Below are 19343 nucleotides of genomic sequence, written 5' to 3' on the forward strand. Positions count from 1 at the left end.
CACGAACAGGTCTTTGGGGAGTTGGCCAAGGGTGGCCGTGAACTGCAGTCCGGTTGCCTGGGGCATGTCTTCGATCCTTGAAGCAGTAAAATCCTGAACCGCCAATACGGAAAACGTCCTGTTTCCGTATTGGCTCTGGTGCATAGTCTAATACAGACTGCGTGGCATCTGGTACCCCGCCAGCAACTGCTGTGTGAACGGGTTGGTATTACTGCCCGCATGCAGGCGATAACGCATCTCGCCATCGTCCAACGCAAACCGCACATCCACGGCACTGCTGCTCACGCCGGTGATGTCGGCTTCGTCCAGCAGGCGAAACAACGCCCAGGGGCCGTTTTCCGAAATACTGCGTGGCGAGCGGTTCACTTCCGTGGGCACCAGGGTCACCCGGCTCTCAACCGAATCCCTCAGTGTATTGGGCCACACCAGCGGAATGCTCTGGCTGGGGCCGTGGCTGAATTCGACCAGTTGCCCGTCCACGTTCATCACGCTGCGGCGCTTGTTGGAAGACAGGTGCAACGGCTCCAGTGCAAACTCGACATCCAATGAGCCGCTTCGCGTGAAGAAGGCACGGCGGATATTCTCAGCCTTCTCCAGCGAGGCCAGCACATCACGACGAACCAGGCTGGCGCGCTTGGAACCGGCAATGTGTTCCGGATGGTCTTCCAGAAACAGCTTCAGATTGTCGTTGTAAAACTGGTCCAGCACACCGTCCGGCGCAAAGAAGCGCTCGAAATCTTGCAGTGCGGCGTCGCGGCCGGCGCCCGGATTGAACGGGTAATGCCTGGCCAGACTCTGCTGGAACGGCTGGTAGACTTCCTGGTACCACTGGCGTTCCAGCTGCGCCACAGCCTGATCCAGCACCACGCGCCAGCTTTCCGATGCCAGCTTCTCAAGCATACGGTCCAGCGGTGCCGGCTGATTTGAGGCTACCCGTTGCAGGGTGAAGATCGGGTCCGCGCCTTGCAGGCCCATCCGGGCACGGGCGGCGGAAAGCGCAGCCTTGCCACGATCCGGTGCTTCCTGGATGCCACGCAGATAGGTGTGCAGGTTCTGAACCACGTCCATCACCTGTTCCATATCGCTGGGGTTGTCACCCCGTTTGTCGATCAATGCGTTCAGGTCGGTGAACTGTCGTTCAATTTCCTGAACCATTTGGAAGTGGGCGGACTGCTCCATCACTTTGCGGGCCGCTTCGGCTTCTTCACTACCACCGGGAATCAATCGGGTATTGGCGGTAACCTGCGCCAGCAACTGATTCAACGGCTCGTGACCGCTGGTCAGGCTTTCCAGAATACGCACACCATGGTTAAGGTCGCTGAAGCTCTGGATGTCCAGCCGGCTCAGCGCCCGACGCCAGCTCGCCACGTAGTTTTCCGCGTACAGGGATTGCAGTTGCGCCTGCAGCCGCGCTTCATCCGCCTTGCTGAAGTTCACATCGTCCCGACGGCCCAATACCCAGGCATCAACCAGAGCCAGTTCCGTCACCGAGCCGGATTTGCGCAGGAACCAGGAATCCAGGCCCTCACGGGTCAACAGTGATGGAATCACCACCGGATCTTCCTGTTCGGTGTTCTCCTCATCAAGAGGTTCGCCGAACTCATCCAGGCGTACGAACACGGTGCTGAAGGCCGGTCCGGACTCCCGGGCCAGATCCAGCGGTGAGCGGAAGTTCTGCTCCGCTTCTTTCTCCAGATCCCGATAAACCCGGTCCGGAGTCGCAATGCGGCCGAGCTCGTGCTGAGCCCATTGAACACTGCTGCGGAAGGGGGCCAGGGCCATGTCCGCGGTCTTGTCACCCGCTTCCACCCTCTGGTTCAGGTCCGTGTGCAGCATCGCATAGTCCAGGTGGCTGAGCAGCCGTTGTTGCAGATCCCGCTGCGCCGGGTAGGCGCGTTGCCAATAATCGCTCATGTAGCTGTGAACAATGTCCCGGCGGCGGCCACTGGCATCGTAGAGCATCCGCAATACACGCAAGTGGTCGAGGCGCTCAGAGCTGGTGTCCGGGGCATCGCTCATCTCTTCCATCACGCCCAGCATCAGCGCGGGCATGAACTGGTAGGCCAGCATGTCCAGGTAGGATTCTTCCACTTCCGGACCAACCTTGTGGCCTTTATACAGGCCCATATCCGCCACGACAGCCGGTTCCGCCCGGTAATCACCAAACGCCAGGGTGGCTTCCCGCAGCTGGTCCAGAGGCTCCAGCAAATTGCGGCCAGTGGTGTCAGGTTCGTAGCCGATGGGGCGCCAGTTATCGATAAAACTGCGTACCCGCTCCTCCACCGCGGTAGCGGCCTGTGCATTTTCGATAAAGTAGTGCTGCCATCCGGCGGTCATACCCAGGCCGGCGGCAACGGCCACGACGGCCGCGACAGCAATGCGGCGACGCCGACTACCAACCACTTTCTGGTTGTCACCAGCCAGGCCCGCTTCGCGATAGATAATGTTGGGAAACAGCTTTTCGGTGAACAGGCTTGAGGACTGCCCACCACGCTGAGCCGGCTGTATCGGGCTGGCAAGCCCATAATTCGCGGCAGCGGCTGAGACAAACGCATCTTCCGGCACGCCTTCCTGAACCACGGAGGTGAAGTAGGTGCCTCGCACCAGGGCCGGCGTTGAAAAGGCATCCGCAGAAAGCAGGTCTGCCAGGAACTGCTCAAGCACTGGCTTCAGGCCGGCCAACTGGCGGGTAAAGGAATAAGCAGCGGCACGCTCTTCAGCATCCCTTGTGGCAGACAGCACATCCGGAAGCCGCTCACCGAGTTGCTCCGCGAGTTTGCTGAAGCTTTGGTCAAACTCGCCCAGCCAGTCGTCGGCATCCAGTTGGCCGTCCAACTGGAAGGTAAAGCCCAGGGGCTGTTCACGCTCGGCTTTGGAGAGTGTGCGGGCAAATGGCGCAAACCCGTAGAGCAGGTCCATTTTGGTAAAGCTGATGTACACCGGCAACTGGGAGCCCAACTGCTCCATCAGTTCCCGCAGCCGGGTACGAAGCAGGATGGCCTGGGCCTGGCGCTGCTGTTCGTTGCCGGTACTCAGGCGAGCAAGATCAACCGCCAGCACAACGCCATTCAGAGGGCGCTGGGGACGATTCTTTTCCAGCCAGGTGATGAAGTGGGTCCACAGCCGCTGCTGGATATCGCTGGTGGCGCCCTCGCCGTCGTTCTGGCTCAGCAGTTCGCCGTCCGGATCAATCAGTACGCCGTTATCGCCGACCCACCATTCAAAACCAAAAGGATTTCGCTCGGTACGAGGGTTACGGGTGACATTGGTAAGCGTGTATGTCTGCCCGGAACGCTGAATCAGGCTGGTTTTACCGGCATCTTCCAGGCCCATCACCAGGTACCAGGGCAAACGATAAACACCTTTGCGTCCCGGCAGGTTGCTCTTGAGTTCCGTCAGGCGGCGATCAAGCAGGCGCTGCTGACGCCGTTCCAGCGGCAGGATGGGATCTTCCTCTTCCTTCTGCTCTTCCGCCTTGGCGACGTTCACTTTACGCAGCTTGCGCGCCAGCATCATGCCCCAGACCATAGCCACCAGCAGTACCACCACCAGCGTCACCAGGGCACGCATCTGCCAGGCAGCCAACGGGTATTCACCGCCGATTTCCAGGCGCGGGCCCAACCACCAGGTTGCGGCCAGCAGTACCACCACACCCAGCGCCAGGGTAATCGGCGCCGCACTGCGCACAAAGGGCAGTATCCGTCGTCCAATGAGTAGGGCTTGTCTCCACATGGTGTCCATTCCTGTCAATTTGATCCGTCAGTTGTTATGCGAGTCTGTCCAGCCGGGCCACCAGGCCGGGCTCCCAGTCTTCAAGATTCATCCCACGGGTCTGCTCACGCAGATCCTGCACCTGTTGTTTCGCCAGGCTTTTCATACCGCTGTCTTTCATCAACTGGCTGCTCATCAGCCGCCAGTAGAATCGGTCACGGGGCTCGCGCGCGGAATCCAGGCCTTCTTCCAGCAGCTTCATGGCCGGCGCCAGACCCTTCTGATCCAACACTGCCCGGGCATCCTCGTAAGCCTGTTCCCATGCACTCGCGCCGCCTGCGGCGCCACCTTTCGCCGGGCCGCTGAGCATCCAGTCGGCTACCGCTTTGGGCAGAAAAGGCGTGCCGTCGTTAAAGGTCATGTCCGCCAACTCTGGCAACCGCTCAACGAAGGCTTTGACCGCCGTGCGGATAGCTTCGGCACAGGTCTCATGCCCCAACGAAGACGCCACTTGTGCGCTTAACCAGTGGCCCTCCAACCAGAACGGACTGACCGACAGGCTTTGCTCAATGCGTTGCCAAAGTGCCAGATCCGGGGATTTGGACAGGCTCTCGCGATAGTCAGCCACCCTGTCGGCGCTGACCGCCGCCAGATCGCTCTTGATGCCGTCGCGTGCTGGTGGAACCGAGGTAATGGTCTGCCAGATGGCGTAACGGCGGAGCTGATAGCCCAATGCATCGGCGGGCGTGGTTTCGGTCAGCATATCCGCCACTTTAAGCAGGCTCTGGCGGGTGGCCCGCTCATTGGCGGGGTCCAGGGTCAGGCTGCCCAGAGACGCGGAAGAGGTGCTGCTGGCTTGCGACGAAGAGGCGCCGGCCGATGACGTACCCGTGGTTTCGGTATTCTCGGTGGCTTCCGACGGCCTGGGCGTATCAGATGGCGATGGCAGTTTTTCCACGGCCCGACGCAAGTCCACCAGGCCGTCATCCGGCAGCTCCAGTGCACTCGCCTGTTCCAGCAGCTTGGCGAGCGTGGTCAGGCAGAATTCCCGGCCATCGCCCACGCCGCCGTCGAAGCTCAGTGCCGACACTTCCTTGAGGGCCCGTTGCAGAATCTGGGTCATCAGCATCTTGCGGGCGCGTTTGCCCTTGTCGCCCGGATAGGGCCAGGCGTCGTGCCACCAACTGTCCAGTACCCGGTGCAACAGGTACAGCGACAGCGCAAACCGTTCACCGTTGCCGCCACGCTGCAGGCACAGCAGAAGAAAACCCAGCACCTTGAGGTCTTTACTGGTGTCTGACAGCAAGCGAAGCGACTCACTCTCCACCTTGCCCCATTCAACACCGGTGTGGGCCAGCGAGCCCACTTTCATGATTTCGTTCTCAAGGTATTCCATGGTGGGGTCGTCCATCAGGTTTTCACCCGTGGCGCTCTCACCGGAAAGCCTATTCAACACCTGTTCAACGTATGGATGCTGCTCTACTGCCTGCATGTCCAATCCCTGTCTTTGCAAATGGCACTACACATTCTTGATAAAGATCACTACCAGCCACACGCTTCCCGCAGTGGCTCAAGGGTTTCCCGAAACCCGGTCAGGTCGAACATCAACCCGTCGACGACACCACTGGACGACGCCACAGTCACTCCGGACGCGGCCGCCATGTTTCGCACGGTTCGGATAGCGGGCAGCCCCCGACCACCACTGATCACGAAACCGTCGTCCCGGGCCCGCCAGATCTGACGGCCCTGGCCAAAATCGACGGTGACCCGTTCCTCTTTCACTGCCTCCGGCATCATCAACGTCAGTTCGGTGATGTTGTTGTGACACTGCACCGCCAGCAGCGGCCTCGGCGGTTTGACCCCAAGGGCACTGAGCGTCAGCAGATGTCCTGCCAGCTCCGAAGTATTGCGATACAGCGGGCCGTCACCCGGGCGGCGGCGCTGTTCCTGAGCAAAGGCCTGGCGCCAGCGCTCGGGCTGGTTGCCAACGATGGCGTCTTCAACCGCCACTGAAAACGGGGTACCAAACACCTCGTCAAAACACGCCAACCGTTCCAGGCGCTGGCTCTCTTCGGTACACGCCATGGCCTCGGCCACCTGGGGATTGCCCTGCGCATTGGCAGCCAGAGACATCGTCGTACCAAGGGCGCAGAGCACAATGGCAAGGAGGCTGTTACTTCGAATACTTGGGTTCACGCTTCTGTCACCTGATACTTCAGACATTTATGGGCCAGGGTGCGCTTGGGCAGCCCCAGGCTTTCCGCTGCCTGGGCACGGTTGCCACCGTACTGGCGCAGGCGTTCACGAATGATGGCAGCCTCGAACGCCTGGGCCGCGGCCCGAAGGTCGTCCACTTCATCCGCCAGGGGCATGCCCGGTACGGCAGTCCCCTGAAAGTCACTGGCCACACAGGTTTCCTGGCTCGGAAACAGGTCATCCAGGCGCAGTACTTCCGGCTGGATATCGTCACCCACCGGTGTTTGCAGGCAGGCAAACTCAACAATGTTCCTCAGTTCCCGGGCATTGCCGGGAAAGTTATATGCCGCCAGCATGCCCAAGGCATGGCTGCTGATACCCAGTGGGCCGGCGCCCTCGCGGGCCGTGTACTCACGGATGAAATGCCGGCACAGGGGCTCCAGATCTTCCGGGCGCTCCCGCAATGGCTTGACCCGCAACGGGAACTGGCTGAGCCGGTAGAACAGGTCGCGGCGGAACCGGCCCTCTTCGATGCAGTCACTCAGTGGCTGATGGGTGGCCGCGACCAGTCGAAAATCAGAGTGTTGTTCCTGCTGAGCTCCGAGTGGGCGGAAGCGTCGGCTTTCCAGCACCCGCAGCAGTTTGGACTGCAGAGCCATGGGCATGTCGCCGATCTCATCCAGGAACAGGGTGCCGCCATCCGCTTGCGCCAGCAGACCTTCCTTGGCTCGGTCGGCACCGGAAAACGCACCCTTGGTATGGCCAAAAAGTTCACTTTCCAGCAACGAGTCCGGGATGGCGGCGCAATTGACCACCACCAAGGGCCCTTCGGCCCGATCCGAAAACCGGTGAATGCCCTGGGCTACGAGATCCTTGCCGCAGCCGGTTTCACCCTGCACCAGAACCGACAGCTGACTACCGGCGGCCCGGACAATCTGGGCGCGAAGGTCGGTCATGCCTTTGGAGTTGCCAACCAGAGTGGTCGCCAACTCTTCACAGCGCTGGCGTACGGCTTCTGCGTCGTGGAGGTGGTCGAGGGAGCGCTTGAGCATGCGCCGCTGCCAGACCTGGTCGCTGGTCTTGAGCTGGCTGACCCATTGGTGAGACAGCAGGGTTAACAAACCGCGGTACAGTGGCTGGGCGGTGATGCCGTCCCATTCGGGTTCTTCATTACACAGCACGAGGATGCCAAGAGTGCGGCCGTCTTCGCCTTTGATGGGTTCCAGCCAGAATGAGCGGGGCCGGTTGCTGGCGTCGACCAGGGCCTGGAAGCCCGGATGATCCAGGCGGTAGCTCGCGGCCCGTGACAATTCCCTGGGTTTGCCCTGTTGCAGCAGGTGGGCAAAGGGGTGGCTGAAGTCACCGCAGTCGAACTCGCCCTGCTCGCCCAGTGCCGCGCAGTGGAGCGTGCGGCCGCTGAGGTCGAGTTCGAGCGACCAGCAGCGGGTGAGGCCGAAGGTGTTTTCGAGTTGCCGTGAGGCGACTTTTAGCAGGGTTGGCAGGTTGTCCTGCCGGAGCAGTTCAACCGCCAGGTCTATGCCGGTGTGCAACTCCGTCTGCATCCGTCCCATGTTTCTATTCCCTGAGATGTTGAGTTCGCCGACCGCAGGCCCTGTGGCTCGGCTTTCCAAAACACGCTGTGAATACATCCTTGTACGCTCCGCTCCGCCATCCATGGCTCCGCAGGGTTTTGGAAAGCCGAGCCCCAGCACCCGCTACTTTCGCGTTGCCTTAGGCAACGGTTCCGGTGAACTTGTTATCTTCAACGCCAAGGGTCACTTTGGCGACCGGCTCTCTCGCTGCCAGCTTTTCCAGCAGTGCCAGTGATACTGGCGGCAACAGTTCACCCTCGATAATCGACTCCAGCATCCTCGCGCCGTTTTCACTGCGTGTCGCACGGCTGCGGATGGCTTCTACCAGGCCGTCTTCCAGTTCCACTTCAGTGTGGTAACGGTCGCCGATCTGGGTGGCCAGGCGGCCGAGTTTGTCGGCCACGATGCGGTTGAGGGTGTCCTCGCCCAGCGGCAGGTAGGGCACGACTTCCATACGTGCCAGCAGTGCCGGTTTGAAGAAGTCGGCCAGTTCCGGGTACAGCGCTTCCTCGATCTTCTCCGGCTCGTCCGCGTGTTTGACGATGGTCTGGTAGCCCAGGTTCGAGGTGAGGAAGAACACCACGTTCTTGCAGTCGATCAGGCGGCCTTCGCCGTCGGCCAGTTCGCCTTTGTCGAAGGCCTGGTAGAACAGGTTAAGGACTTCCGGGTGGGCTTTTTCGACTTCGTCGAGCAGCACGACCGAATAGGGTTTCTGGCGGATGGCTTCGGTGAGGATGCCGCCTTCGCCGAAGCCCACGTAGCCCGGGGGTGAACCGATCAGGCGGGAGACGGTGTGTTTTTCCTGGTATTCGGACATGTTGATGGTGGTGAGGAACTGGCGGCCGCCGTAGAGCAGTTCGGCCAGTTGCACCACGGTTTCGGTTTTACCCACACCACTGGGGCCGGCCAGCAGGAAGGCGCCCATTGGGCGACCCGGGCGACGCAGGTCGGCGCGGGCGGTGAGCAGGTGCTGGTGCAGTGCACCAATGGCGGTGTCCTGGCCTTTGATGTGCGATTGCAGATACTCCGGCAGGCGGGTGATCTTTTCCAGCTCGTCGGCGGTCATGCGGTTGACCGGAATACCGGTCCAGTCGGCGATGACTTCAGCCACCTGGCGGGCATCGACACGGGCGTGTACCAGTGGCTCGTCGGCCTGCAGCTCTTCCAGTTCCTGTTCGATGGCGGCGGCTTCGCTTTTCAGGTCAGGGCGCTCTTCGCTGGTTTCCGGCGTGGCGTCTTCCGCTGATACATCCGCGTCAGTCTCGGCAGTGTCCTCGCTCAGCAGTTGCTCGCGAATGTCGACGAGACGCGCCACCAGTTCCCGCTGGTCATTCCAGCGCTGTTCCAGTTCTTCCGCTTCCTCACGCAGGGTTTCCAGGCGCTCCACCAGTTCGTTTTCACGCTGGTGGTCGATGGCCTGCCCGAGTGTCTGTTCGCGGGTCATCAATTCCTGTTCCATGCCCAACTGGTGCAGTTCACTGCGCACGTGGCTGAGGCGGCGCGGAGGCGTGCTGAGGTTGAGGCTGACCCGTGCACAGGCGGTGTCGAGCACGTCGATGGCCTTGTCCGGGAGCTGACGGCCAGCGAGGTAGCGGGCAGACATGTCGGCAGCGGCTTTCAGGGCGCTGTCGGCGATCAGGACCTGATGGGCCTTTTCGTAGACAGTACGCAAGCCACGGAGGATGTGGACCGCTTGAGCCGGGGTTGGCTCATCCAGCGCGACGGGCTGGAAGCGGCGGCTCAGGGCTGGGTCTTTCTCAAAGTATTTCTTGTACTCGCGCCAGGTGGTGGCGGCGATGGTCCGCAGCTCGCCACGGGCCAGGGCCGGTTTGAGCAGGTTGGCGGCGTCGGAGCCACCTTCACTGTTGCCAGCGCCGATCAGGGTGTGGGCTTCGTCGATAAACAGAATGATGGGGGTCGCGGAGCTTTTCACCGCTTCAATCACGCCTTTCAGGCGTTTTTCGAACTCGCCCTTCACCGACGCACCGGCCTGCAGTGCCCCCATGTCCAGAGTCCACAGTTCCACGCCCGTCAGGCGCTCCGGCACATCGCCATTGACGATACGCAGGGCCAGGCCTTCAACAACGGCGCTTTTGCCCACGCCGGCATCGCCGACAACAATGGGGTTGTTCTTGCGACGACGGCAGAGGATGTCGATCATCTGATCGATTTCGGTGTCGCGGCACACCACTGGGTCCAGTTTCTTTTCCCGGGCCAGTTTGGTGAAGTCGGTGGCGTAGCGCTTGAGCGGGTCCATGTCCACCTGCGCCTGATTGGCGGCACTGGGGCCATCCTCAGCGCGAGGCTGTTCGACCGAGCCGCGGGTCATGGAATCGAACTGGCGGCGCAGCTGTTCGCGGTTGATGTCTTTCAGACGCTGACTGACCTGGGGCATCAGGTAGCGGTCTGCGTTCATCAGCAGTGCCAGCATGATGGCACCGGAGCGCAGGTCGGTGTGGCCCAGTTCAGTGGAGGCAATCAGCCAGGCGTCCTGCAGCAGTTCGATCAGCAGCGGCGAGAACGACGGGTACGGCTCGGCGGACTGAGGCTCGCCGTTCAGGCTGTCCCCCACCACCGGTTGCAGCGTGTGGTGATCAATACCGGTGCTTTCCAGAATCTGGCGCACGTCCGTAAACGGAGTTTCCAGCAGTTTGAACAGCAGGTGGGCCGGAGTGATTTCCGCACCCTGGCGGCTGATGCACAGGGCCGCCGAGCTTTCCATTCCCTGGCGACAAATCTCGTTGAGGCGCCCAATCAGCGCCGGCAGTTCTACCCGAATCACAGTGATCTCCTTATTTCGGGAGTTGTTCCAGTACGCTGAGCACATCCCTGATGCGTTCGTTCAGCGCTATGTTGTAAAGCGTGTATACCCCGGCCATGGCCGCCACAAACAGTCCGCCAATGCCCCAGAGGGGCAGGCCTGTCCGTAGCCGGTTGCGAGCCGGGGTTACGTTGTCCAGTGCGCGGGTCAGGGGCTGCGGTTCCTCGTCGCGACGCAACCCGCGAATCTGTTCATACAGCCCACGAATAATCTGTTCGTATTCGTCCCGGCCGTTGGTCATTACCTTGTAGCGGCCCTCGAATCCCAGGCACAGGCACAGATAGATGAACTCCAGCATGTCGCGGTAACGTTCCGGTTCCTGCTCCATGCGGGCGGTGATGGCGAACACCTTCTCGCCACCCCAGGTTTCGTTGTGGAAACGGGACAGCAACGAATGCTGGGACCACACGCTGTGGGCACCCCAGTCGGTGCCCAGCACGGCTTCGTCAATAAAGGCGCAGAGTACGTAGCGATAGGCCACCACCGTCGGCCGCTCGTAGCCCTGCTCCACCAGTTCCCGATCAATGGCGGCCACTTCGTCGACCACCTGCTGGTACAGGTTTTCCACACCGTGGAAATCCGCCAGCCGACGCACCCGGATTACCAGCCCCAGCAGGGGCGTCGCGGCATCAATCAGCCGGTTATCCTCCAGGCCCCGCAGCTGGAACTGGTCATTACCGAAGCCCTGATCGCCCACGCGACCATCGCGGTTACTGTCCGCGAACATCAGGTCATCAAACGCACTGCCACCTGCTTCCGTGTTGCCATTGGGTGAATCCATCACCGGTGCATCTGCCATGATTTAGCTCCTGATTGCCCAGAACTGCATTTCCATTCCCGGGAAACTGCCGGCCACGTGGAACGCAAAGCCGCTGGCGTTGTCGAGCATCTGCCAGGCCTGGCTCTGGTCGTCCAACCGGAAGTACACGAACCCGGCGTGATACGGCAACTGACGGGGCGCCACCGGCAAGGCCGACAGCGGAATCCCCGGCAATTGCAGGCTGATGAGATCGCGGATTTTCTCCACCGACGCCACCTTGCACTGCTGGGTGAACTGCTTGCGCAGATCGTCCAGCGGCATGTCCGCCTTCACTGCCAGGATGAACTCGGCCTGGCCGATCAACTGTGCATCCTGGACCGGCGCCACCGTGAGGCCGTACTGGCGTTGCTGCAGCTGGATAGCCAGCGCGCGCGGCTCCAGCACCGTGCTCAGTGATTGCCTCAGTACCTGCATCAGCGGGGTGAAGGAATCCTCCGGCAGGTCGTGATCGTACGCGGTGTATTCCTGGGGCAGGCGGTTTTCATCGGTAAAGGTCACCAGTTCGCCGCACAACTCCAGCAACGCCTCGTAGAGCCGCTCCGGATGCAACTGACGCAAACGCGCCAGATGCAGGAAACGGGGATGAGCGCGATTAAGCATCTGCAACAGCATGAAATCCGCCACATCCGCGACGCCACCCTGCCCCGGGGCACCCACGCGCTCGGCAATGTTCTTGGCCCGCTCACGCATCAGCCCGGCCATTTCCCCGACGAAACGCTGAAGCCGGGGCGCTGCCCGTACACTGAGCATGGTGGGGATGAAGTTCGGGTCCATCACCAGGCTGCCGTCCGGGCGCTTTTCCAGGATCCGGCCAATGGCCAGGGCCGCGTAGGCACTGCGATCGTCCCGTTCCAACATCAGTTTCGGGGCCACCCGGGCCACGTCGATGGTGTGGGAGTCTCCGTCAATGGAATGCAGGTCCCGGACTTCCTCGCTCTGGGCCCGGAAACGGCCAGCGATGGCGGCTTCCGGCCACTCCACTTCCGCCAGGCTCTCGCTGCCCAGCGGCAGGGCCAGGTAAACAACCTGATTGGCCACGGAGGCATCGGTGATCTCCAGGGGTTCCGGCATCACGTCGTCCTGGGGCAGGCAGAAACGGGTGCCGTCCGGAAACAGGCCGCTGGCCCGTACCAGGCCTACCCGGCCAAAGCTCAGGTATTCCGCGTTCAGCTCCAGATCACTGAAACCGTACAGGTAATCAGAAATGGCCAGGGCTCGTTCGTTGATCTGGTGTTCCAGGTAACGTTGTTGCTGCTGGAAGTGCTGGGGTTTGATGAACAGCCCATCACTCCAGACGACTCGATTCGTTGCAGACATCAGGACTCATCCGACCTTCTGAGTTGAACTTCACGCTCGCGCAGATTGACCAACAGGTGGTACCGACCGCCGATGGGATCCACCTTCACCACCTTCTTCCACTGAGACAGGTTGGGATAGGCGTAGAAGGCGATCACACCGATAAAGCGCGTATCCTCGGCGATTTCGAACGGCTCAATGAACTTGAACTGCCCCGGCACCAGGGTGTAATCGCTGTGGTCGACGTAGTTGCGACCCAGGGACGGCTCCAGTTCGCCCAGCAACTGGTCGAAATCTGCCGCCATCAGGCGCGAGCTGTCCCGCATCTGGATGATCTGGAAGGCGATGGGTGTCGGCGCCAGGGATTCGTTGGGGTTCACGTCCGGCTCCGCCAACATGGTCAGGTCCACGCGGCTTGGCAGCTCATCCGGGTAACCCACAGGTATGTCCGGATCCCACATCACCTTGGCGGTCTTGGTAACAGCGTTGTAGGGGGTGCTACACCCCACCAAAACGAGAATGGCGACCAGCAAACTCCATTTGCAGTACTTCACGACAGGTTCTCCCTCTGTAATTGACGCAGTTGTTGATCGTAAGCCTGTTCAAACACCTCCTGAAAAAGGCGCTCAAAACCCTGCTGACGACTGGAACTCAGTTCCCGGTAATAGTGTTGGTACATCTCCCATGCCCAGTTGCTTTCATCTTCGTCGGTTTTCAGGCCCCGGCGGTAACCATGGAACCGGCGCAGCAATGCCTCGGGTGAGAAAGCGTGGAGAATGGCATCCAGCCCCTCGCGAATGGCGGTCTGGGTAGCGAGCTGATGATGGTGAAGGCTTTGCAGGCTCTCACTGACCGCCGCCGGTGCGGACAGATGAACCGGGCTGCGCTGGCTGGCGAACAGGGTCTGCACGGTCTCGTTGTAGTCTTCGCCCAGGCGCAACGGATTGTCCTCAATGGGCTGCAAGCGGGTGCGCAGAGCCTGATGGCGGCTGTCCTCACCCTGATGCAGGGCCAGCAGGCCTTCCACGGTGGCTTTCAGGGTCTGGCCAGCCTCTTCCAGGAACAGGCGCATTTCGTCGCTGTCGGCGAAGCCCAGATCGGTATCCATGCCGCGCAACAGCGGCGCACCGCTGATGTGTTGGCGGCTCTGATCACTGGTCTCCCGGCGGCGGGCCGGCTTGGTGGTCTCTGACATCCTGTCACCCTCTCCTTTTCGCATGGGCAAGCCCATGGCTACGTCACGGTTCTCGCGATACTCGTCGGTTACGGCACCCTCGCTGGCGTACCACTCTGGCTTGTCCGCCAGCAGGGACTCCCGGTCACGGCTTTCGGCCACATCAGCGTGCTGGCTTTCGCCATGGGGGTCTGACCAGGCCTGCAGGGGATCGTCGCTGAAGGTTTCACCCGGCGCCGGCTGCAAACCGTGCAGCGGCTCGTCGCCAACGGTTTCCAGTTCACGCTCCTCGGCGCGCATCAGCTCGCCCTCGTCGACATTGACCAGAGTGGCGTCCTCAACCTCTTCCGGCAGGGTACCGTCCTGGCGCCGGCCGCTAAGTACCTCTGCCTTGAGCTGATAGCGACCAATGGTGATGGTGTCACCACTCTTCAGGCGTGCCCGGCGGCCCCGGCCGACTGGCTGGGTGCCGCTGTTGATATAGGTGCGGCCGCTGCGGTCAATGAGGCAGAACACGCCGTCCATAAACCGAACTTCTGCATGGCCGCCAACAGCACCGGTGCGGTGTGAAGACAGCTGCCAGGTATCACTGCCGGCACTGCCGATTGAGCCGCCGCTGATCCCGAACACGTGTTCCCGGGCCAGGCCGCTGGCAACCTGGGTGGGATTACTGACCACCAGTTTCAGGTTATGGGTTGGTTGATGTTCCATATCCGGTTTCCTTTATTAACCTGCTAAGCAATCCATAGAATTCAGCGGCGAATCTGCAACCGCACCGCTGGCAGCTTCCGGGCTTTTTCCGGGGTGACAAACGAGTTCCAGCCCAGCCGCACATCCGCGCCCAACTGCATTGGCTTTACATCCCTCGGGCGCATCTGCAGTTCCAGGTCGTAAGCCAGCTGTTCCCGGGTGACAAACTCCACCAGCTTCACCAGCCGGTCGTGGTCGTCGCCGTTGGGCAGAAAATCCGCAAATCGCTGTCGGTCGAGGTTGCGGATGCGCAGGATGAATTTGCCGCTGCGATCGCGAATGCCCGAGCCTACCAGCGTGTCCTCACCGAGGGCGGCGTTGGCCTGCCCCAGCCGAGTTTGCTGATCCTTCGGGATCTCCACCCGACGCAATACCCACTGCTCAATGCCGACATCGTCCAGATCAAAGCAATGACCGATGATGCCGCTGACCACTTCCGGAGAACGGCTACGGCCCGCCATCATCCCGGCATAGGCCAGCATCTTCGACCAGTTAACCGGTGTTGCCGCCCTGACCTGCGGGTCACCGAGACCCACCAGGGAGAAAATATGCTCGGAGAAGCCGTCAGAGGCCTCCGGCTGAAACCGCACGTAATAGCGATACTTGCGCCACGCCCGATGAAACAGCGTCACCAGCCGGTGATTGAAGAAATCCAGGAAGTGGCGACGAATGCCCAGGTTCTGCCCCGCCTCCCAGGCCAGGTCCTCCAGGTAATAGCCTGGCAGGGGCGACTGGGAACCGTGCAAGCCCAGGAAACTGACTTCCAGTTGATAGGGCGCGTGCTCGTGCTCCGGCGACGCCGCCGACACCACATCACTGCCGGGAAAACCCAGGCCGGCCGACGCGGAGAAGCGGATGCGCTCCCGCTGTGGCTGCTCGTCCTGGGATCGTTCCAGATCATCACCGTGGTGACGATGGATCAAATCCACCAGTTGGAAAAAGCTGTAGCGCCGTGCATTGCCCAGAACGGGTTGCAGCTCGGCTACATCAGAGGCTGCTGCCCTTGTTGTAACGTCCATGTGTACCGTTCCTGATTGTCTGTATTCACCACTTCCAATTGGTGAAAGGCGTTAATACTGGCGTAAAGTGCGAAAAACTGGCTGAGTACCGTACCAAACAGGTACAAATCGCCTTCCGAGGCGAACGACTGCTGATCCAGCCGCATCACCGAGCGAATACCCCGCACCGGCAACCCCCGCACCATCCGATCCACCGGCGTGGTTTCGATGTCCAGGATGCCGGCCAGGCGCTTCTGGGATACCCGCTCCGCCTGGCGATCCACCAGGGCGCGAAAATCATAAACCCGCAGTACCGTGCGCAAGGCGTCCACATCCAGCAGCGACAGGTAGTTCAGCGACAGGTTGGAGATCAGTGTCCACAACAGGCTGCCATCCAGTGTCGGCCGCAGGGTGTGCGTGGGCCGGGTAATGTTGCTGAATGAGGCGAATGCCGGCGTGGTTTCTGTCGCCATGCAGATCTCCCCCACCGCCAGCTGATGCGGTAACTGACGGTTGGTGCAGGTCAGAGTCAGCGATACCGCTTCCTGCCGGTTCAGGCACTCGGACTCGTCACCGCGCACGAAGGATATGTAGTGGTCAAAGCCATCCCCACGAACGCTCTCCCGGGCTTTCACCCGGTAGTACAGGGCGGTGCGGCCACGATCCCGCTCCACCTCATGTTGAAAACTCTCAAACGCGGTATACAAACGCGGCTCTCCGCGTCCGGACCGGCCTTCCAGCCAGCCCTCCACCTGCTCAATACTGAATACTTCGTAGTGCTCCGGCGACCGGCTGGACGGCGCAATCCGGTACTCCGTCTGGCGGCCGTTCAGGTCCACCGGGTCGGCTTCGTGGGTAAACAGGTTGATGGCCGGCGTGCAGTAAAGCTGGAAATTCTCCGCACGAATCTTTGCATCCGGCGGCAGGATACGGCTGAAGTGAAACCGCAGACTGATCTCATCCGCCTGCACCGCTGGCAGCCGTGCTTTCAGGCCCTGAATATCCACAAACCGGAAAGCTTCCGGAAAACTCAGGAATTCCTGCAGAATCCGGTAGCCCGGATAGGCGTTCTTCGGGTACGGCAACAGCGCCTCGTCGTTAGCGAACCCGACGGGCTTCAACTGGCTGGCCGGAACGGAAAACACCGAATCGCCCACCACCAGTTCCATACGCTGCAGGTAATGGTTCAGCCACAGGTACAGCGTCTCGGAAATATGGCTCTCGCCGCCCAGGTAAAAACGCAGGTTGTCCAGCCCCAGGGACGACAGCGGCTGGTCGGTGTGCAACGCCAGGTCGACGGTGACGGAAGACACTTCCCGTGAGTGCTCTGCGTGAGCATCCGCCACGCTGACTGGAAACACGTCCACCGCCCGACAGGTACGGAACCGGCACTGGGTCTGACGCGTGGCGTCTCCCAGCGGGCGGCTCTTGATCTCGGTATGCCGATCCACCCGCTGACGCTCACTGATGGCGTGCAACTGCGGATCAAACCGCATGATGGTGCAACTGGGCACTGGCCGCAGATAGTTCGGCCACAGCATGTTCAGCAGCGAATGCGTCAGCTCAGGAAACTCGTCCTCGACCTTCTCCCGGAGCTTCCCGGTCAAAAAGGCGAAGCCTTCCAGCAGTCGTTCGACATCCGGGTCAGTACTCTGCTCAGAAAGAAACCGGGTCAGCTGAGGATGCGCATCCGCAAACTCTCTGCCCTGTAGCCTGAGAAAACTCAGTTCGTCCCTGTAAAATCGATTCAACTTCATAACGACTACTACACCAAAGTTCGGCCGAGGGGATGGGGATACCTTTCCTGCCGGGAAAAAGGTGTCCGAGCAAAGCGAGTTCTTTTTCCCAGAAGGAAAGGTATCGCCATCGCCTCTGACTCCGAGCAGGGGTGCAGTCAGGCTTCCAAAAGACGCTGCAAGCCCATCCATGGGCGCTTGGGCTCCGCCATCCATGGCTCCGCACACTTTTGGAAGCCTGACTGCACCCCCACTCTCATCCGTGTCTTCAAGCTATTTCGTGGCGTTAAATCACCCGGTAATAGCGCTTGTCATCCAATAACAAATCAATGGTCGTTTTATCGTCTTCCGAACCCACCTTCAGGTAGACCGTCACCTGAAACCGCAACTGCAATGGATCGGGCCCCTGGGGCATCGCCATCACATCCACCCGGCTCACCCTGGGTTCAAACTTCTCAATACACTGCCGTATAGCGCTTCGAATACGAATGCTCAGGTCATGGGTACCGAGCGTGGCGTCGTTGAAATCCACCAACCCCAGATCCGGCACGCTCTCACTGTTGCCCGGATGGGCATTCAGCAGGCGAACCAGGTGGCGTTTGATGGAATCCACCACATGGGTTACTTCCCCCATGCTTTGCCCCGCAGGTTCGGCAGCCTGTTCCAAACGCTCGAACAGACTGCCGCCCGAAGCCTGAACACCGTCTGCACCGGTGTTCCTGAACACGGATTAGTCCTTGTCCAGACGGCCGACGAGTGACAGTTCGAAGTTCGCACCCATGTACTTGAAGTGCGGACGAACTGCCAGGGATACCGAGTACCAGCCCGGATCGCCTTCCACATCGGAAACGGTCACCTTGGCGGCGCGCAGTGGTCGACGGCTGCGAACATCCGCCGGCGGGTTTTCCTGGTCGGCCACGTACTGGCGAATCCAGGTGTTCAGCTCACGCTCAAGATCCTGACGCTCTTTCCAGGAACCAATCTGCTCACGCTGCAGCACCTTGATGTAGTGCGCCAGGCGGTTCACGATCATCATGTAAGGCAGTTGCGTACCCAGCTTGTAGTTGGTTTCCGCTTCTTTGCCTTCCTTGGTGTTCGGGAACTGCTTGGGTTTCTGTACCGAGTTGGCAGAGAAGAACGCTGCGTTGTCACTGCCCTTACGCATGGTCAGGGCGATGAAGCCTTCGTCAGCCATTTCGTATTCGCGACGGTCGGTGATCAGCACCTCGGTCGGAATCTTGGCTTCCAGCTGGCCGAAGGATTCGAACGTGTGAACCGGAAGATCTTCCACCGAACCACCGCTTTGCGGGCCGATGATGTTCGGGCACCAGCGGTACTTCGCGAAGCTTTCGGTCAGGCGTGTCGCCAACAGGTAGGCGGTGTTGCCCCACAGGTAATGCTCATGATCACCGGACACGTCTTCCTTGTAGTTGAAGCTGCGTACCGGGTTTTCAGTGGGGTCATAAGGCACACGCAGCAGGAAGCGCGGTGATGTCAGACCCAGGTAGCGAGCGTCTTCCGACTCACGCAGGGAGCGCCACTTGGCGTACTTCGGGCCTTCGAAGACGGCTTTCAGTTCCTTGATGGCCGGCAGTTCCTGATAGCTGTCGACACCGAAGAATGTTGGCGCAACGGAGGAGAGGAACGGCGCGTGGGCCATGGCGCCTACGGAAGACACATACTGCAGCAGCTTCATGTCCGGCGTGGAGGGTGTGAAGGCATAGTTGCCGACAACTGCGCCCACGGGCTCGCCGCCAAACTGGCCGTACTCTGTGGAGTAGATGTGCTTGTAGAAACCGGTCTGGGTGACATCGGGTGCGAACTCGAAGTCTTCCAGCAGTTCGGTTTTGGTGGCGTGAAGAATGTCCACCTTGATGTTCTCGCGGAAATCCGTGCGATCCACCATCAGCTTCAGGCCGCGCCAGGAAGACTCCAGTTCCTGCAGCTTGGGCGCGTGCAGGATTTCGTCCATCTGGGCGCTGATCTTGCGATCCAGCTCGACCACCATCTGGTCGACCAGTGCCTTGTTGACCGGCTGGCCTTTCTCGTCGCTTTTCAGCAGGTTGGAGATAAACGTTGCCACGCCGCGGCGCGCCACATCGTATCCTTCATCGGCGGGAGCCATGCGACTGTTGGCCATTACCTGGTCCAGCAGTGAGCCTTCCGCAGCAGCTTCGGAGGCAGCAGATTGCTGCTCAGCAGTATCAGACATACCACATCCCTTCAGTACGTTTTAATAGAAAAGTGAA

13 protein-coding genes are annotated in these 19343 nt (G+C 60.6%); all 13 read right to left on the bottom strand.

The features are described from left to right. Positions 1-147: 147 nt before the first annotated feature. Entirely contained in the window at positions 148-3732 is a 3585-nt protein-coding gene (gene tssM / locus JJO78_RS00005) for a type VI secretion system membrane subunit TssM (RefSeq protein ID WP_273622633.1), read from the bottom strand. 34 nt (positions 3733-3766) lie between these two features. Beyond that, entirely contained in the window at positions 3767-5203 is a 1437-nt protein-coding gene (gene tssA / locus JJO78_RS00010; RefSeq protein WP_273622634.1) for a type VI secretion system protein TssA, read from the bottom strand. A gap of 50 nt (positions 5204-5253) precedes the next feature. After that, positions 5254-5907 (bottom strand): type VI secretion system-associated protein VasI, encoded by a 654-nt coding sequence (vasI, locus tag JJO78_RS00015; protein WP_126811170.1) that lies wholly within the window; start codon positions 5905-5907, stop codon positions 5254-5256. Next, on the bottom strand, positions 5904-7469 hold the full coding sequence (locus JJO78_RS00020; protein ID WP_091643215.1) for a sigma-54-dependent Fis family transcriptional regulator: 1566 nt from the start codon (positions 7467-7469) through the stop codon (positions 5904-5906). Before JJO78_RS00020 ends, vasI begins: the two co-directional genes overlap by 4 nt. Positions 7470-7638: 169 nt before the next feature. After that, positions 7639-10281 (bottom strand): type VI secretion system ATPase TssH, encoded by a 2643-nt coding sequence (tssH, locus tag JJO78_RS00025; protein ID WP_177190636.1) that lies wholly within the window; start codon positions 10279-10281, stop codon positions 7639-7641. A gap of 10 nt (positions 10282-10291) precedes the next feature. Then, positions 10292-11119 carry a type IVB secretion system protein IcmH/DotU gene (icmH, locus tag JJO78_RS00030; protein ID WP_036211235.1) on the bottom strand — a complete coding sequence of 276 codons (828 nt, stop codon included), beginning with the start codon at positions 11117-11119 and terminating at the stop codon, positions 10292-10294. Between the two features lie 3 nt (positions 11120-11122). After that, entirely contained in the window at positions 11123-12457 is a 1335-nt protein-coding gene (tssK, locus tag JJO78_RS00035; protein ID WP_075195790.1) for a type VI secretion system baseplate subunit TssK, read from the bottom strand. After that, on the bottom strand, positions 12457-12990 hold the full coding sequence (gene tssJ, locus JJO78_RS00040; protein ID WP_091643198.1) for a type VI secretion system lipoprotein TssJ: 534 nt from the start codon (positions 12988-12990) through the stop codon (positions 12457-12459). The genes tssK and tssJ overlap by 1 nt, the downstream gene beginning before the upstream one ends. Then, on the bottom strand, positions 12987-14321 hold the full coding sequence (gene tagH / locus JJO78_RS00045; protein WP_085678562.1) for a type VI secretion system-associated FHA domain protein TagH: 1335 nt from the start codon (positions 14319-14321) through the stop codon (positions 12987-12989). Before tagH ends, tssJ begins: the two co-directional genes overlap by 4 nt. 41 nt (positions 14322-14362) lie before the next feature. Beyond that, the gene (gene tssG / locus JJO78_RS00050; protein WP_036211243.1) at positions 14363-15379 is read right to left on the bottom strand and encodes a type VI secretion system baseplate subunit TssG; all 1017 of its coding nucleotides are present in this window, start codon (positions 15377-15379) and stop codon (positions 14363-14365) included. Then, positions 15343-17115, bottom strand: coding sequence for a type VI secretion system baseplate subunit TssF (gene tssF, locus JJO78_RS00055; RefSeq protein ID WP_091643193.1), 1773 nt, complete (start codon positions 17113-17115; stop codon positions 15343-15345). The genes tssG and tssF overlap by 37 nt, the downstream gene beginning before the upstream one ends. A 265-nt stretch (positions 17116-17380) precedes the next feature. Beyond that, a complete protein-coding gene (gene tssE, locus JJO78_RS00060) occupies positions 17381-17821 on the bottom strand; it encodes a type VI secretion system baseplate subunit TssE (protein ID WP_036211248.1) in 441 nt (146 codons plus the stop codon). A gap of 3 nt (positions 17822-17824) precedes the next feature. Further along, positions 17825-19306: a type VI secretion system contractile sheath large subunit gene (gene tssC, locus JJO78_RS00065; protein ID WP_036211251.1), complete on the bottom strand. Its 1482-nt coding sequence runs from the start codon at positions 19304-19306 to the stop codon at positions 17825-17827. Positions 19307-19343: the final 37 nt, after the last annotated feature.

Source organism: Marinobacter sp. DS40M6 (assembly GCF_028581595.1).
Lineage (GTDB): Bacteria > Pseudomonadota > Gammaproteobacteria > Pseudomonadales > Oleiphilaceae > Marinobacter > Marinobacter salarius.

Bases quoted from the DNA above. Each gene is read 5' to 3' on its own strand.
- tssM (WP_273622633.1), bottom strand. From the start codon at position 3,732: ATGTGGAGACAAGCCCTACTCATTGGACGACGGATACTGCCCTTTGTG.
- tssA (WP_273622634.1), bottom strand. From the start codon at position 5,203: ATGCAGGCAGTAGAGCAGCATCCATACGTTGAACAGGTGTTGAATAGG.
- JJO78_RS00020 (WP_091643215.1), bottom strand. From the start codon at position 7,469: ATGCAGACGGAGTTGCACACCGGCATAGACCTGGCGGTTGAACTGCTC.
- icmH (WP_036211235.1), bottom strand. From the start codon at position 11,119: ATGGCAGATGCACCGGTGATGGATTCACCCAATGGCAACACGGAAGCA.
- tssK (WP_075195790.1), bottom strand. From the start codon at position 12,457: ATGTCTGCAACGAATCGAGTCGTCTGGAGTGATGGGCTGTTCATCAAA.
- tagH (WP_085678562.1), bottom strand. From the start codon at position 14,321: ATGGAACATCAACCAACCCATAACCTGAAACTGGTGGTCAGTAATCCC.
- tssG (WP_036211243.1), bottom strand. From the start codon at position 15,379: ATGGACGTTACAACAAGGGCAGCAGCCTCTGATGTAGCCGAGCTGCAA.
- tssF (WP_091643193.1), bottom strand. From the start codon at position 17,115: ATGAAGTTGAATCGATTTTACAGGGACGAACTGAGTTTTCTCAGGCTA.
- tssC (WP_036211251.1), bottom strand. From the start codon at position 19,306: ATGTCTGATACTGCTGAGCAGCAATCTGCTGCCTCCGAAGCTGCTGCG.